Raw genomic sequence first — 14,213 nt, 5'->3', positions numbered from 1 at the left:
TTATGGATGTTTTTAAAACCAAATTAATCACGTATACTGTAGCATCAGGTCTTTTAATTAGTGGATGTATCGGTTTAGGATTGTATTATTTCTTTCCTACTCTTATTGATTGGGACTGGTATACAGGTATCGTTTTATTTTTCCTTATCATCGAAACAGGTATTATGTTGTATGTCAACAGTGCCAGCCAAACTAAGGAAAAAAAACAGATGGTAAATGTGTACATGCTTACCAAAGTGGTGAAAATGCTGATATCATTGGTAGTAATTGGTATTTTTGCATTCAACGACAAAGAACATCTCAAAGGATTTATTGCTGTTTTTATATTATTCTATTTATTGTATCTGGCTGTTGAAACATCTCTTTTTGTAAAAATAGAGAAGCATATCAAAGAAAAAAAAAGTAAAGATGAATAGTCGACTAAAATACATACTTGCATTTATATGCATATTTGTTCTGGGTGCTGCTCCAACTGTTGCAGCAGCAGAATCGTCCGAAGGGGGCGGTGAAGAAGTCAACGTGAAAGAGCTGATACTTGATCACATAGCAGATGCATACGAAGGGCATATCAGTATATTCGGATTGAATGTATCGATACCTCTTCCGGTAATCGTTAAGGGTGAAAACAGTGGATGGCATGTATTTTCGTCTTCTAATTTTCACCACGGAACGGCAGAACACAATGGCTTTTATATCGCTCAATCAGGTGAATACAGAGGAAAAGTCGTAGAAAAGGACGCTTCGGGAGCGGAAATCCGCCCCTGGGATTTTTCTATTACAAAAAATGCATTCGGACTGTTATTGAGCAGTGTAATATTAGTCGTTATCATCCTTTCTGCTGCCAACTGGTATAAAAGACATTCGAAGGAAGACGATCCTAAAGTACCCAAAGGGTTTTTCGGGTTCATGGAACTCTTCATTATGAATGTCAATGACGACATCATCAAACCTTGTGTGGGTAAGAATTATAAAAAATTCGCTCCTTATTTATTAACAGCGTTCTTTTTTATCTTTATAAATAACATAATGGGATTGATTCCTATATTCCCGTTCGGAGCAAATGTTACGGGTAATATATCGGTCACTCTGGTTTTGGCATTATTTACAATGGTAATTGTAAACATCTTCGGCACAAAAGAATACTGGAAAGAAATTTTTTGGCCTGAAGTTCCAACCTGGTTGAAAGTGCCTATACCCATTATGCCCGCTATCGAGTTTGTAGGTATATTGACTAAGCCATTCGCATTGATGATTCGTCTTTTTGCAAATATCCTTGCCGGCCACTCTATAGTATTGGGGCTTGTGTGCCTGATCTTCGTTACCGTTCAGCTAGGCACAGCAATCAATACATCTATGACTGTGGTATCTGTAGTACTTACCATATTTATTGATTTGGTAGAAATACTTGTAGCTTATATTCAGGCATACGTATTTACGATGTTATCGGCTGTATTTATCGGCTTGGCACAAGTAGAACCTCATCATGCAAAACATTAAGGTCTCCCGACTTTCGTTCATATCATCAGAAAATCAAACAAGAATAAATAATTAAACAAACTAAAAAATAAAATTATGTTACTATCTACTATTTTACAAGCAGCAGCAGAAGCTGGTGCAGGATTGGGAACTCTAGGTGCAGGTTTAGGAGCAGGACTAGCAGCTATCGGTGCTGGTATCGGTATCGGTAAAATCGGTGGTTCGGCAATGGAAGGTATTGCTCGTCAACCCGAAGCTAGCGGCGACATCCGTATGTCTATGATTATTGCAGCAGCCCTTGTTGAAGGTGTGGCTCTATTTGCTGTGGTAGTTTGCGGATTTATCCTTTAAAAATTTAAATTAAACAATTATGCTTTTACAACCTGAAGCTGGTCTTTTATTTTGGATGCTTCTATCATTCGGCATCGTGTTTTTCGTGCTTGCGAAATTCGGATTTCCGGTGATTACAAAGATGGTCGAAAACCGCAATGCGTATATCGAGAAGTCTTTGGATGCAGCCAAAGAAGCCAATAATCAATTGGCTCATATAAAAGAAGAGAGCGAAGCTATTTTAGCTTCAGCTCGTAATGAGCAGGTGAAAATCTTAAAAGATGCTGAAAGCACCAGAAACCGTATAATCAGCGAGGCTAAAGATCAGGCCAGAGCCGAAGGACAAAAAGAATTGGATGAGCTTAGAAAGCAAATTCAACGTGAAAAAGAAGATGCGATCAAAGACATTCGTCGTCAGGTTGCACTACTTTCGGTTGATATTGCAGAAAAAGTAATCCGCAACAATCTGACTAATCCTCAAGAGCAAATGGCAATGATAGACCGTTTGATTGACGAAACTATGGTATCTAAATCTTAACGAATATGAATTCAGGAATGGTATCTATGCGTTATGCGCGGGCTCTCTTTAACTATGCTTTAAAGAATAAAGTAGAGGATGCAGTTTATGCCGAAATGAAAACTCTTTCGGAAAGTTTTGTTAAACAGCGAAACCTTCGGGCTACACTAGATAATCCTGTTCTGAGGACAAAAGATAAATTCGAACTTATCAAAGCTGCCGGAGGAAATACGGTTAGCCAAGAGTATATTCGGTTTATAGAATTAGTATTGCATCAGAAAAGAGAAAAACATCTGCAAACGATTAGTCTTGGATACTTAGACTTATACAGAAACTATAAAAACATAAGTGTCGGCAAACTGATCACAGCATGTCCTATAGATCAAGCGACTGTAGATAAAATCAAACAACTGGTTTTGCTAAAGAAAACCGGAGTCGTAGATTTTGTAACAGAAGTAGATCCAACTATTGAGGGAGGCTTTGTCTTGTATATCGATACTTATCGTTTAGACGCGAGTGTTGCTTCACAATTGAAACGCATAAAGAATCAATTGTTAAGCAGAAATAAAAAAGTAGCATAGTTTCCACAACGGAAACCCTTTTTTAAACAAGGAAAAATATATATGTCTGAAAATATAAAAGCAAGCGAAGTTTCTGACGTGTTACAGATGCAATTGAGCGGTATTGACAACCGTGTTCAATTCGACGAGGTCGGGGTTGTACTTTCCGTTGGTGATGGTGTAGCCCGTATCTATGGTCTGAACAACGCAGAAGCAAATGAATTATTGGAGTTCGACAACGGCGTGAGAGCTGTTGTAATGAACTTGGAAGAAGACAATGTAGGAGCCGTACTTCTTGGACCGAGTAACCTTATTAAAGAAGGTTATAATGTAAAACGCACAGGAAAGATAGCTTCTATCAATGTCGGAGAAGGTTTGTTGGGACGTGTGATCACTCCTTTGGGCGAACCTATTGACGGTAAAGGAGATATTGCCGGTGAACTATTAGAAATGCCCTTAGAGAGAAAAGCTCCGGGTGTTATTTACCGTCAGCCTGTAACTCAACCACTGCAGACAGGTTTGAAGGCTATTGATGCCATGATTCCTATCGGTAGAGGACAACGTGAGTTGATCATCGGAGACCGTCAGACCGGAAAAACAGCGATTGCCATTGATACTATTATCAGCCAGCGAGCTAACTATTTAGCTGGAGACCCTGTATATTGTATCTATGTAGCAATCGGTCAAAAGGCATCTTCGGTCGCAAATATCGTTGATACGCTGAAAGACAAAGGAGCTCTCGATTATACTATAATCGTATCTGCTACAGCTGCAGAACCGGCAGCCCTTCAATACTTCGGTGCTTTTGCGGGAGCTGCTATCGGTGAATATTTCCGTGACACAGGTCGTCATGCATTGGTTGTTTACGATGACTTATCGAAGCAAGCTGTTGCATACCGTGAAGTGTCTTTGTTGCTTAAACGTCCTCCGGGTCGTGAAGCGTATCCCGGTGATATATTCTATCTTCACTCACGTTTATTAGAACGTGCAGCAAAGGTTATTAATCAGCAGGAAATTGCAGAGCAGATGAATGACCTACCCGAAAGCCTTAAAGGTAAAGTTAAAGGCGGAGGTTCTTTAACAGCTTTGCCAATTATCGAAACTCAAGCTGGAGACGTTTCCGCATATATTCCGACCAATGTGATTTCAATTACCGATGGTCAGATATTCTTGGATATCGACTTATTCAACTCGGGATCCCGTCCTGCGATTGATGTGGGTATTTCTGTATCTCGTGTAGGTGGTAGTGCGCAGACCAAAGCAATGAAGAAAGTGGCTGGCACTCTGAAAATAGATCAAGCTCAGTTCCGTGAATTGGAAGCATTTACCAAATTTGGTGGAGATATGGATCCGGTAACAGCACTGACTATCGATAAAGGGCAGAAAAACGCAGCATTGCTAGTTCAACCTCAATACTCTCCTGTACCTGTTGAAAAACAGATTGCAATACTTTATTGCGGAACAAACGGCTTGTTGAAAAATGTACCGATCAATCAAGTACACGAATTTGAATCTGACTTTTTACAAATACTCGAAACTCAATACAATGATTCAGTACTGGATCAATTGAGAAAAGGTATTATTAACGATGATGTAACCAATATCTTACGGAAAGTTGCAGAAGAAATTTCCGGCAGGTATAAAAACTAATTGAGATATGGCATCTTTGAAAGAAGTTAAGGACAGGATAGACTCAGTAAAAAGTACGAAAAAGATCACTTCTGCGATGAAGATGATTGCTTCGGCCAAGGTACGTAAGTCTCAGCAAGCTATCGCTGCTTTTTTGCCTTACTCAACAAAGTTGAATGAGATTCTGACTAATCTCTTAGCTTCTGATACAAGCTTTGACTCACCGTATGCACAGCAAAGAGAACATAAGAAGATTGCTATTGTTGCTTTTTCTTCTAATTCTAGTCTTTGTGGAGGATTCAATGCTAATATCATAAAGGAGCTTTCAGCGACAGTTGCCTCATACTCAAAATCGGTAGGAAAAGAGAATGTGTCCATCTATCCTATAGGCAAAAAGGTTCTTGATTTTGCAAATAAATCGGGATTACAACCTGTACATAATCCAACATTTCTGGAAATGGCCGATAAACCGGCTTTTGCACTAATTTTAGAATTATCGAGAGAGCTGATAAGTAAATTTCTTTCCGGAGAATTAGATCAGATAGTACTTATTTATACGCATTTCAAATCGATGGGTGTACAAGAAGTTACGAATAAGATCTACTTACCATTCGATCTACAAGGAGCACAAGATAAAGCTCAGCAAGATGCTGTTTCAGAAAAGATATCAACTGCAACTGATTATATTTTGGAACCATCTAAAGAGATACTCCTGTCACATCTTATACCTAAGGTCCTAGCATCGAATCTGTTTGCTGCATTACTTGACTCCAATGCTTCCGAAAATGCAGCACGAAGTCTAGCCATGCAGATTGCAACAGATAATGCAGAACAGCTTGTAGCAGATTTGACTATCGAATACAATAAGAGCCGTCAGGCTGCTATTACTAATGAGCTATTGGATATTATCGGTGGAGCATCTGCTTTAAATCAGTAATTTCAATATCCTATAATATAGAAATAAGGCTAACCTTTTCAGGTTAGCCTTATTTCTTATCTTTAGTTTGATCAAAAAATATAATATAGAAAAAGTCCTGCTTCCAAAGGAAACAGGACTTTCGTATATAATTCAGGGATTCTAAATTATCCGTTGATTTTAGCCATTTTAGCGATCAAATCAAGACATTTGTTTGAATAACCCCATTCGTTGTCATACCAAGATACAACTTTCACGAAAGTATCAGTCAAAGCGATACCAGCTTTAGCATCGAAGATTGAAGTACGAGCATCTCCTAAGAAGTCAGAAGAAACTACTGCATCTTCAGTATATCCAAGGATACCTTTCAATTCGTTTTCTGAGGCAGCTTTCATTGCAGCACAGATTTCGTCATATTTAGCTGGTTTAGCCAAGTTAACTGTCAAGTCAACTACAGAAACGTCCAAAGTAGGAACACGCATTGACATACCAGTCAATTTACCATTCAACTCAGGAATTACTTTACCTACAGCTTTAGCAGCACCAGTAGAAGAAGGAATAATGTTACCAGCAGCAGCACGTCCACCTCTCCAGTCTTTAGCTGAAGGTCCGTCAACTGTTTTTTGAGTAGCAGTTGTAGCGTGAACTGTAGTCATCAAACCGTCTGTGATACCGAATTTATCATTCAATACTTTAGCGATAGGAGCCAAACAGTTAGTAGTACAAGATGCATTAGAAACAAATTGAGTTCCTTTTACATATTTATCATCATTAACACCACAAACGAACATTGGGGTATCATCTTTTGAAGGAGCTGACATTACTACATATTTTGCACCAGCGTCGATGTGACCTTGAGCTTTTCCTTTTTCTAAGAAAAGACCTGTTGATTCAACTACGTATTCAGCACCAACTTCGTTCCATTTCAAGTCTGCAGGATTTTTCTCAGCTGTTACACGGATAGCATGTCCGTTTACAACTAATTTACCATCTTTAATTTCGATAGTACCTTTGAATTGTCCGTGCATTGTATCGTATCTTAGCATATATGCCATATATTCAACATCGATAAGGTCATTGATACCTACAATCTGAATATCGCTTCTACCTTGAGCAGCACGGAAAACTAAACGACCGATACGACCGAAACCGTTAATACCTACTTTAATCATTTTGTTTTATTTTTATTGGTTAAAAAAATTTATTCCTTAATCAAACTTACTTTAGACATCTTATTTGCTAAAGTAACATGTGTTTGCAACCTTAATTTTTTGCATGACAAAAATAAGAAAAAAAAATATCTTTTGCTAATTATCCAACTGCATTTTTAGCTCTCTCAGACCTCCTGTTCCGAATATTTACCATTGAAATATAAGAACTTCCGATTATGTCATGTCGACTTTACAAATAAAGAATTAAACTGATACAAGCATCTGAAGACATTAGATCTGATACCTTTTTATTTCTACTAACTGGTAGAAAGAGTAAAACCTGACACAAACTAGAAATATGTTATTACATCCTTCCTTTTTACTTCTAGATAAAACCTTTCTCATTTTTTCGGAATATGGTTTAGCACATAATTAACTCCTTCATTCCAATATATATGAATAAGATCCGATACAGTCGGCTGATACTTTATTTTTCCGTTTTCAGATAGGGCAAAAGACTCATCTGTCTTATTACCCCAAATATACTCTGCAAGATCAGGATAATCGACAAAAGGGTTCCTATTTTCCTGCAATATATATACCTCATCATTACGGGCTCTTTCTTTTTCGCTCACAGGATCATCCCGATGCCATTTCAGCAACATATCCAATGCCCAAGGTTGAAATCCCGGATAAGTTCCTTTAGTCAGCATACTTTTCAACCCTTCGGAACGCCAATCGTATGCATAATCTTCGTAACAGGTAATCATATAAAAATAAACACGGGCAAAATCACCTTTGTATTCATCCGCCGGTTCAAAAACCATTCCTCTATATCCATCAGAATAAGTATTCATACCCACTCTCGACATACCATTATCAAACTTAGTGATTCCGACTTCGCCTAAAGGCAGATTACTCTTTGCCTGATTGGCTTTATAGTCTGCAGGGAAAAGATTTATGAGATCACCATTTGCATCATATGAAGAATACTGCTCTCTCTTACCCCACCAGCTGCGGGGCATACAATGTTCTCGGCTTTGCACCGAACCATCTATATACTTATCATGCTTTTCCGACGAATACATATCCCAGAAATAACCATCGGAATGCCAGTCGGTTTTTGGGAAGTAATTATCCCACCAATAACGTGCGGTTGTATTCTGATCAAAATTAAGATATTTATGCTTACGGATAAGGTCGTGCATTGCTGTTTTGAGAGCAGAACCGTTCAACCCCTCCTGATCTTTATAATAATCGATCTGAATGTCCTTTACAAAGAAGAAAGAAACTGCACACACCACAAACAGAAGCAACAGCAACTTCCTCTTAATACCACTACCCTTCTTCGACCTTTTTTTTCTTCTTTTAGCCACTAACTTACAATGTACCGAGATAATTAAAGAATGTGCCAATAAGCCTTGGTAATCTCATTGGCACATCAATATATTATCACATTAGAATTCTCCTTTACCAGGCAAACAACGGATAATCTTTCATTATACCGTTCACTTTCTCTCGGACAGCTTTAATCGTTTTCTCATCTTCATGATTTGCCAATACGGTATCAATCATCTCGACAATATCACCCAGAAGTTCTTCTTTTACACCACGGGTTGTAATCGCAGGTGTACCAAAACGCAATCCAGATGTTTGGAAAGGACTGCGGCTATCAAATGGAACCATATTTTTGTTTGTAGTAATATCAGCCTCCACCAATACTTTTTCAGCAACCTTACCTGTAAGTTCAGGGAATTTGGTACGAAGATCAACCAACATCAAGTGATTATCTGTTCCTCCCGACACAATTTTATATCCTTTGTCGATAAATGCTTGAGCCATGACTGCTGCATTTTTCTTTACCTGAGCCTGATACACTTTATATGACGGATCAAGAGCCTCTGCAAACGAAACTGCTTTAGCAGCAATTACATGTTCCAGGGGCCCGCCCTGTATTCCTGGGAACACAGCTGAATCGAGCAATGCCGACATCATTTTGATCTCACCTTTTGGAGTAGCTTTTCCCCAAGGATTTTCAAAATCTTTACCTAGCATGATAACACCCCCACGAGGGCCACGCAATGTTTTATGTGTAGTAGTAGTTACAATATGTGCATGAGGCAGCGGATTATTCAATTGTCCTCCGGCAATCAGACCTGCAGTGTGAGCCATATCAACCATAAAGATAGCACCTATCGAATCGGCAATTTTACGGATACGGGCATAATCCCACTCACGAGAATACGCTGATGCTCCGGCTATAATCAATTTTGGTTTTTCGCTCTTAGCAACAGATTCCATCTGATCGTAATCTACAGTTTCAGTATCTTGAGTTACATTGTATTCTAATGCTTTATACAAAAGCCCTGATGAATTCACGGGTGAACCATGAGATAAGTGACCTCCGTGTGAAAGATTCAAACCTAAAAACTTATCGCCTGCTTCTAAGCAAGCCAAGAAGACAGCAGCATTGGCTTGTGCTCCCGAGTGAGGTTGAACGTTGGCCCATTCGGCTCCAAATATTTCTTTCAAACGATTGATTGCCAGACTTTCGCTCAAATCCACAACTTCGCACCCTCCATAATAACGTTTCCCGGGATACCCTTCGGCATATTTGTTAGTAAGGCAAGAGCCCATAGCATCCATTACCTGCTGGCTAACAAAGTTTTCTGACGCAATCAGTTCAATTCCTTTTAATTGACGCTGATATTCTTTTTCAATAATATCAAAAATTGCAGTATCTCTTTTCATATGAAGATTTTGAAGGTCACAGACCTATTATTTAATATTGGCAAATTTAGTACAATATTGTTAGTTTCAAAGACTATTATCTGTCATTTTTACAGTTTACTCGCTTTATTCAATAAATAATAATCGAATATAGTCATTGCCGCCATAGCTTCAACAATAGGAACCGCACGAGGTAAAACACAGGCATCATGACGCCCTCTGGCTTTCAGATGAGTATCATTACCATCTTTGTCTATCGTTTCCTGTTCCATTAAAATAGTTGCTACAGGTTTGAATGCCACCCTGAAATAAATATCCTGACCATTTGAGATGCCACCCTGAATTCCTCCTGAATGATTAGTATGTACACCGATAGCACCGCCTTTATTATAGAAAACATCATTTACTTCCGATCCTCTGTGATTAACATCAAAACCGTCTCCATATTCAAAACCCTTCACGGCATTGATTCCAAGCATGGCGGCACCCAAAGCGGCATGCAGTTTTCCGAAAACGGGCTCACCTAATCCTATCGGTGCACCTTTTATTACACATGAAATAATTCCTCCGATGGTATCTCCTTTCGCTTTCACTTCGCTGATCAGATCAATCATTTGTTCGGCTTTATCTAAATCAGGACAACGCACAGCCGTTTCTTCGATCTTAGTAAGATCATACCCCGTATATAATTTTTCGAGTTTGATATGACCAACCTGTGAAGTATAAGCCGTAACATCAATGCTCAATTGCTTCAATGCCAGTTTTGCAACAGCTCCTCCGACACAACGGGCAATGGTCTCCCGAGCCGAAGAACGTCCTCCTCCCCTATGGTCTCTGATACCATATTTCTCTTGATAAGTATAATCGGCATGTGACGGACGAAAAAGGTCTTTCATATTATCATAATCCGAAGAATGCTGATTTGCATTCCAGACAACAAAACCAATAGATGTACCAGTGGTTTTGCCATCATATATTCCCGACAAGAATTCTACCTTGTCTGCTTCCTTTCGGGGAGTAGTTATTTTCGACTGTCCGGGACGGCGGCGATCCAGTTCCGATTGAATGAAATCCATATCTACCTCTATTCCTGCCGGACATCCGTCTATTACTCCACCGATTGCCAAACCATGAGATTCACCGAAAGATGTCAGCTTAAATATATTGCCAAATGTATTCATATTCTGATTTGAATTCTTGTTTGTTTCACAAATATACATAAAAGTGACATAATTATACAAAAAGAGAATGCTCATGTATTGTTTTGTAACAAAACTGTCACCCTGATAATATCTTAAAATACAATAAATAGATACTCAAAAAGTAACAAAAGTACCACTGAATGTTTAATTTAATCTCTTACGTTTTATATGTGTCGGTATTTCCAACTATAGCCCTATCCAGACGACTTGTATCTGATGATTCGGGTGCCAAAAGTCGATTTTCACACAACATATTGATTATCAATTATTTCAAAACTATCATCTTCAGATTTAGTATAAGTGGTTTTAGTTTCGATCTGCATATATCCACCCTCTCTGGACATTATAGATTTTCCAGACCGATGAAACAACCGCTCATCACGAACCACATACGTATCTTCAACAGCCTGCCTATGTTCATGTCCCGCAAATATTAGGGTTTGGTATTTTTATATAAAAAACGCATATAACTGCTTTCGTTCAGGTATATGCGTTTGTTTTTTTAATTACAATTTTTTTTATCAGTTGTAATTCTTCCAATAAATTACAGATGTTTTATTCGCATTTAATCCGGGAGTAGCTCTAAGCGTCCACCTTACATTTACTTCATTGGCTGTAGGCAAGTGCGAAATTTTAAATACAACTTTGTCTCCTGCTGTGAAATTTGCACCTAAAGTTGCCGTTGCAGTGATCGGTACACCTGTTGAATATACAGGCAGGTCTAGTTCTACTACATCTTTGGGAGTATATGTATTGGTAGCTGAATTGTAGGTCATACACCAAAGATAGTATATCCCTACAAAAATGCTCGTAGTTGTATTGGATGTTGATCCATACATTCGGAAAGAAAAGTTATATCCTCCTGTTTCCGGAATATCTATTGGTCCTCCGAAATTCATGAGTATTGTATTTTCCGGTTGAATAGCATTTGCCGTAACAGTTGTAACGGAGGTTTGCAAATCGCGGTACGTCAAAGACATATTTGAAAATCCCGAATTGTACAGATAGTTCCATTTCACTCCATCATGTACATATAAGCCGGGTATAACCATATTAACTCCTGATGTTGTGGCTGTATTGTATACTATCATACCAGCAACAGGTGTTGCTACTGTTACTGCATCATATACCGATGTTAATGCAACTTTATTAGGCAAAAATGCCGATTGTGTACCTCCCAATTCTAGTTGGGCTCCTGTTGTTGTATCGGGTAATTTTCCTAATGCAACTTTTATATGTCCGTTAGACCCGGATAAAGTCCAATCGTTACTCAGAAGATTATCTCCCTGACCGTTGATATGAAAAAATGATTGAGGGGAATCGGTAAAAACACCAATTTGGGCACGTGTTGGAATCATCAGGTATATTGCATGAACCAGTATTAATATATATTTCTTTTTCATAATAGCTTTTTTTGAATCAATCATTTAATTTTTCCAATAAATCAACGATGTTTTGTCGGCTCTTAATCCCAGATGAGAAATAAGAGTTATCGTTGGGGATCCCGAAGGGGTTGCTAATCTTAACGTAATCTGATCGCCTGCCGATAATATAGGGGACATCAGTACAATGGTATAAGTAATAACCGCCTGACTGGGAGCAAACGGTATTATTACTTCTTGAAAATCGATCAAACTCGAATTGTTTTTAACAAGATACAGGTAGCCGACTCCCCGGATATATGTACTGGTAGTATTTGATGATGTACCATACAATCGAATAGAAAAAGTGTATGTTCCTGCTTTATCTATTGAGATGGATCCGATAGGTAGTATTTTTGCATTGCTCCATTGTGCCTGAGCACTGGATGCTGCTACCGCATTGGATATTGTGTTTGATTGTAGGTCTAACAAACGTACTTCTTGCGAGGTCTGTGGGTCTATATCGGATATACGCCACCAGATGTTTTCACTCATATAAAATAATCCGGGTACTACATTATCGGGGTATGTACCTGCTGTATTAGTATTATAAGTCATCATCCCTTCTTTAGGATCAGGAATGGTTACTCTGTCTTGGACAGAAGTCAGTTTTACCCTGTTTATAAGAAAGGCTTTATTTGTGGCAGCCAGTTCTATCTGGGCCGATGACGTTGTTGATACCGCCTTTCCGATATTCCATACTGTCTGGTTATTATTATTGCTGCTGATTTCGAATTGATTGACCGAATTTATAATAAACTGAGATTTACTTGTATCTTTATTTATGATAATCTGAGCTTTTGCGATAGATGTAAAAACCAGAATTATTAGAATTATATATATTTTCATTGTTCACGATCATTAGTAAATATTACAACTATTTTGCTATCTGTGATATTATACTTTCCAGTAGCTGGTAAATGTATATGTTTTGTTTAGCTTACCTGTGGTATAACTTGTTGTACACCCTACACGTATTTGTATCTGGTCTCCGGCGTAAGCTGTACATCCCAATATGATACTGGCTGTTATCCGTGTAGTACCTCTGTAGATCGGAGTATTTAATTCCGCAACATCCACTTTTGTAAAAGAAGTTTCACCATCAGACTTCTTATATATAAACAGGTATATTTGAGGCCTTAGAATCGTGTTAGACGCATTCCCCCCCAATTCTGTGCCCGAAGTTGCCGTTATATCGAGATTTAATGAGAATGCATATCCGCCATCTTCTTTGATGATAATATCTCCAAAATCCAAAGTTGAAGATTCTGATGCACTGGCTGCATTTGCTGCTTGAAGAGCCAAATCCGTCTTTAACAGAATCTTTTCTCTTAATCCCGTGTAGCTGTTGGTTTGCATTCGCACCCATTTAGATCCATTATAGGTATAAATACCGGGAATGACATTGTTTGGAAATATCCCGTTTCTCCCCGTATTATAAACCATCATACCTCCCTGAGGGTTTGGTACTGTGGTTTGATCCGTTATAGATGTGAGGTTTACTCTATTGGGTAAAAAACCTTGGTTGGGGTCATTCAAGGATAAAGACGCATTTGTTGATGGTTGTGCTCCTAATGCAGCACTAACACCTCCCGATCCATCGTTTATTACAATGAAATCGTCTAATAAGTTTGTATTGCTCGTGGAGTTGTCGAGGTAGTCGATGTGGAATATTCCCTGCGGATTTTGGGTATTGATTCCTACTTGTGCATGACATATCTCTTGAGATAGTATGCTCAAGAGCAAGATAAAAATTTTTCTCATCATTCTTTTGTAGATTGTTGTTTTTGAGGTCAGAGACCTTATTGTTGTTTATATTTCGAGTTGCTAGGGTTGCAGCCCCATTTGTTGTACATCTTGCAGAGGTGTATTGCATACACCCGTCTATAAATATGTTGTAATGATAACCATTGGGCATATGCAATATGCTCCAATGCCTATTTTTTATTTTTAAATAATTATTGAAAACTATTGACTGCAGACTATTAGCTGAAAAATGCAGTAAAGTGCATTCACTGCACTCTACTGCATAATGAAACCGACTATTGGACAGGTATATGCAAAAAGCAGATCCAGAACGACAACAAAAAAACAACAAGACTGCTTTACACAGTTGGTCCCGTCGGTTTATAAATAAATTGGTATATATTAGCTGAAGTTTAGATGCAAGAAAAACTACTCCGTCGTTTTGACACAATAGAAATTTTGTTTTGTTAAAAAAATGATTAGTTACGCAAGGTGCGTCTCTCTCTCTCTCTCTCTCTCTCTCTCTCTCTCTCTC

Annotated in this window: 14 protein-coding genes; 7 read left to right on the top strand and 7 right to left on the bottom strand. The window is 38.5% G+C overall.

Annotation, left to right across the window (positions count from 1 at the left end; translation table 11 throughout):
* Window positions 1–2 precede the first annotated feature (2 nt).
* From K322_RS0103310 to K322_RS0103280, 7 genes are all read left to right on the top strand, one after another.
* The gene (locus K322_RS0103310; protein WP_026625603.1) at window positions 3–416 is read left to right on the top strand and encodes a hypothetical protein; all 414 of its coding nucleotides are present in this window, start codon (window positions 3–5) and stop codon (window positions 414–416) included.
* The gene (atpB, locus tag K322_RS0103305; RefSeq protein ID WP_026625602.1) at window positions 409–1,497 is read left to right on the top strand and encodes a F0F1 ATP synthase subunit A; all 1,089 of its coding nucleotides are present in this window, start codon (window positions 409–411) and stop codon (window positions 1,495–1,497) included. Before K322_RS0103310 ends, atpB begins: the two co-directional genes overlap by 8 nt.
* A gap of 75 nt (window positions 1,498–1,572) precedes the next feature.
* On the top strand, window positions 1,573–1,827 hold the full coding sequence (gene atpE / locus K322_RS0103300) for an ATP synthase F0 subunit C (protein ID WP_026625601.1): 255 nt from the start codon (window positions 1,573–1,575) through the stop codon (window positions 1,825–1,827).
* Between the two features lie 16 nt (window positions 1,828–1,843).
* A complete protein-coding gene (gene atpF, locus K322_RS0103295; protein ID WP_026625600.1) occupies window positions 1,844–2,344 on the top strand; it encodes a F0F1 ATP synthase subunit B in 501 nt (166 codons plus the stop codon).
* Window positions 2,345–2,349: 5 nt separating this feature from the next.
* Entirely contained in the window at window positions 2,350–2,904 is a 555-nt protein-coding gene (locus tag K322_RS0103290) for a F0F1 ATP synthase subunit delta (RefSeq protein WP_026625599.1), read from the top strand.
* 42 nt (window positions 2,905–2,946) lie between these two features.
* Window positions 2,947–4,533, top strand: a complete 1,587-nt coding sequence (gene atpA / locus K322_RS0103285; RefSeq protein ID WP_026625598.1) for a F0F1 ATP synthase subunit alpha — start codon at window positions 2,947–2,949, stop codon at window positions 4,531–4,533.
* A gap of 7 nt (window positions 4,534–4,540) precedes the next feature.
* On the top strand, window positions 4,541–5,449 hold the full coding sequence (locus K322_RS0103280; protein WP_026625597.1) for a F0F1 ATP synthase subunit gamma: 909 nt from the start codon (window positions 4,541–4,543) through the stop codon (window positions 5,447–5,449).
* A gap of 146 nt (window positions 5,450–5,595) precedes the next feature.
* Here K322_RS0103280 and gap read toward each other — a convergent pair whose 3' ends face one another.
* From gap to K322_RS0103240, 7 genes are all read right to left on the bottom strand, one after another.
* Window positions 5,596–6,600: a type I glyceraldehyde-3-phosphate dehydrogenase gene (gap, locus tag K322_RS0103275; RefSeq protein WP_026625596.1), complete on the bottom strand. Its 1,005-nt coding sequence runs from the start codon at window positions 6,598–6,600 to the stop codon at window positions 5,596–5,598.
* Between the two features lie 380 nt (window positions 6,601–6,980).
* On the bottom strand, window positions 6,981–7,955 hold the full coding sequence (locus K322_RS18410) for an endonuclease I family protein (RefSeq protein ID WP_157279378.1): 975 nt from the start codon (window positions 7,953–7,955) through the stop codon (window positions 6,981–6,983).
* A 94-nt stretch (window positions 7,956–8,049) separates the two neighbouring features.
* Window positions 8,050–9,330, bottom strand: coding sequence for a serine hydroxymethyltransferase (gene glyA, locus K322_RS0103265; RefSeq protein ID WP_026625595.1), 1,281 nt, complete (start codon window positions 9,328–9,330; stop codon window positions 8,050–8,052).
* Between the two features lie 89 nt (window positions 9,331–9,419).
* Entirely contained in the window at window positions 9,420–10,490 is a 1,071-nt protein-coding gene (aroC, locus tag K322_RS0103260) for a chorismate synthase (protein ID WP_026625594.1), read from the bottom strand.
* A gap of 542 nt (window positions 10,491–11,032) precedes the next feature.
* Window positions 11,033–11,914 (bottom strand): hypothetical protein, encoded by an 882-nt coding sequence (locus K322_RS0103250; protein ID WP_134437411.1) that lies wholly within the window; start codon window positions 11,912–11,914, stop codon window positions 11,033–11,035.
* Between the two features lie 24 nt (window positions 11,915–11,938).
* Complete coding sequence (locus K322_RS0103245) at window positions 11,939–12,781, bottom strand: hypothetical protein (RefSeq protein WP_026625592.1); 843 nt, start codon at window positions 12,779–12,781, stop codon at window positions 11,939–11,941.
* Window positions 12,782–12,829: 48 nt separating this feature from the next.
* The gene (locus tag K322_RS0103240) at window positions 12,830–13,699 is read right to left on the bottom strand and encodes a hypothetical protein (RefSeq protein WP_026625591.1); all 870 of its coding nucleotides are present in this window, start codon (window positions 13,697–13,699) and stop codon (window positions 12,830–12,832) included.
* Window positions 13,700–14,213 lie beyond the last annotated feature (514 nt).

Origin of the sequence: Indolivaga capnocytophagoides DSM 22835 (assembly GCF_000426485.1) — a bacterium.
Classification (GTDB): Bacteria; Bacteroidota; Bacteroidia; order Bacteroidales; family Dysgonomonadaceae; genus Dysgonomonas_A; species Dysgonomonas_A capnocytophagoides.
This window is presented reverse-complemented; position numbering and strand designations above follow the sequence as displayed.

What these genes read in the sequence shown, in the direction of transcription:
- atpB (WP_026625602.1), top strand. Translation starts at nt 409, where the DNA reads ATGAATAGTCGACTAAAATACATACTTGCATTTATATGCATATTTGTT.
- aroC (WP_026625594.1), bottom strand. Translation starts at nt 10,490, where the DNA reads ATGAATACATTTGGCAATATATTTAAGCTGACATCTTTCGGTGAATCT.
- atpE (WP_026625601.1), top strand. Translation starts at nt 1,573, where the DNA reads ATGTTACTATCTACTATTTTACAAGCAGCAGCAGAAGCTGGTGCAGGA.
- glyA (WP_026625595.1), bottom strand. Translation starts at nt 9,330, where the DNA reads ATGAAAAGAGATACTGCAATTTTTGATATTATTGAAAAAGAATATCAG.
- K322_RS0103310 (WP_026625603.1), top strand. Translation starts at nt 3, where the DNA reads ATGGATGTTTTTAAAACCAAATTAATCACGTATACTGTAGCATCAGGT.
- gap (WP_026625596.1), bottom strand. Translation starts at nt 6,600, where the DNA reads ATGATTAAAGTAGGTATTAACGGTTTCGGTCGTATCGGTCGTTTAGTT.
- K322_RS0103290 (WP_026625599.1), top strand. Translation starts at nt 2,350, where the DNA reads ATGAATTCAGGAATGGTATCTATGCGTTATGCGCGGGCTCTCTTTAAC.
- K322_RS0103250 (WP_134437411.1), bottom strand. Translation starts at nt 11,914, where the DNA reads ATGAAAAAGAAATATATATTAATACTGGTTCATGCAATATACCTGATG.
- K322_RS0103245 (WP_026625592.1), bottom strand. Translation starts at nt 12,781, where the DNA reads ATGAAAATATATATAATTCTAATAATTCTGGTTTTTACATCTATCGCA.
- atpA (WP_026625598.1), top strand. Translation starts at nt 2,947, where the DNA reads ATGTCTGAAAATATAAAAGCAAGCGAAGTTTCTGACGTGTTACAGATG.
- K322_RS0103280 (WP_026625597.1), top strand. Translation starts at nt 4,541, where the DNA reads ATGGCATCTTTGAAAGAAGTTAAGGACAGGATAGACTCAGTAAAAAGT.
- K322_RS0103240 (WP_026625591.1), bottom strand. Translation starts at nt 13,699, where the DNA reads ATGATGAGAAAAATTTTTATCTTGCTCTTGAGCATACTATCTCAAGAG.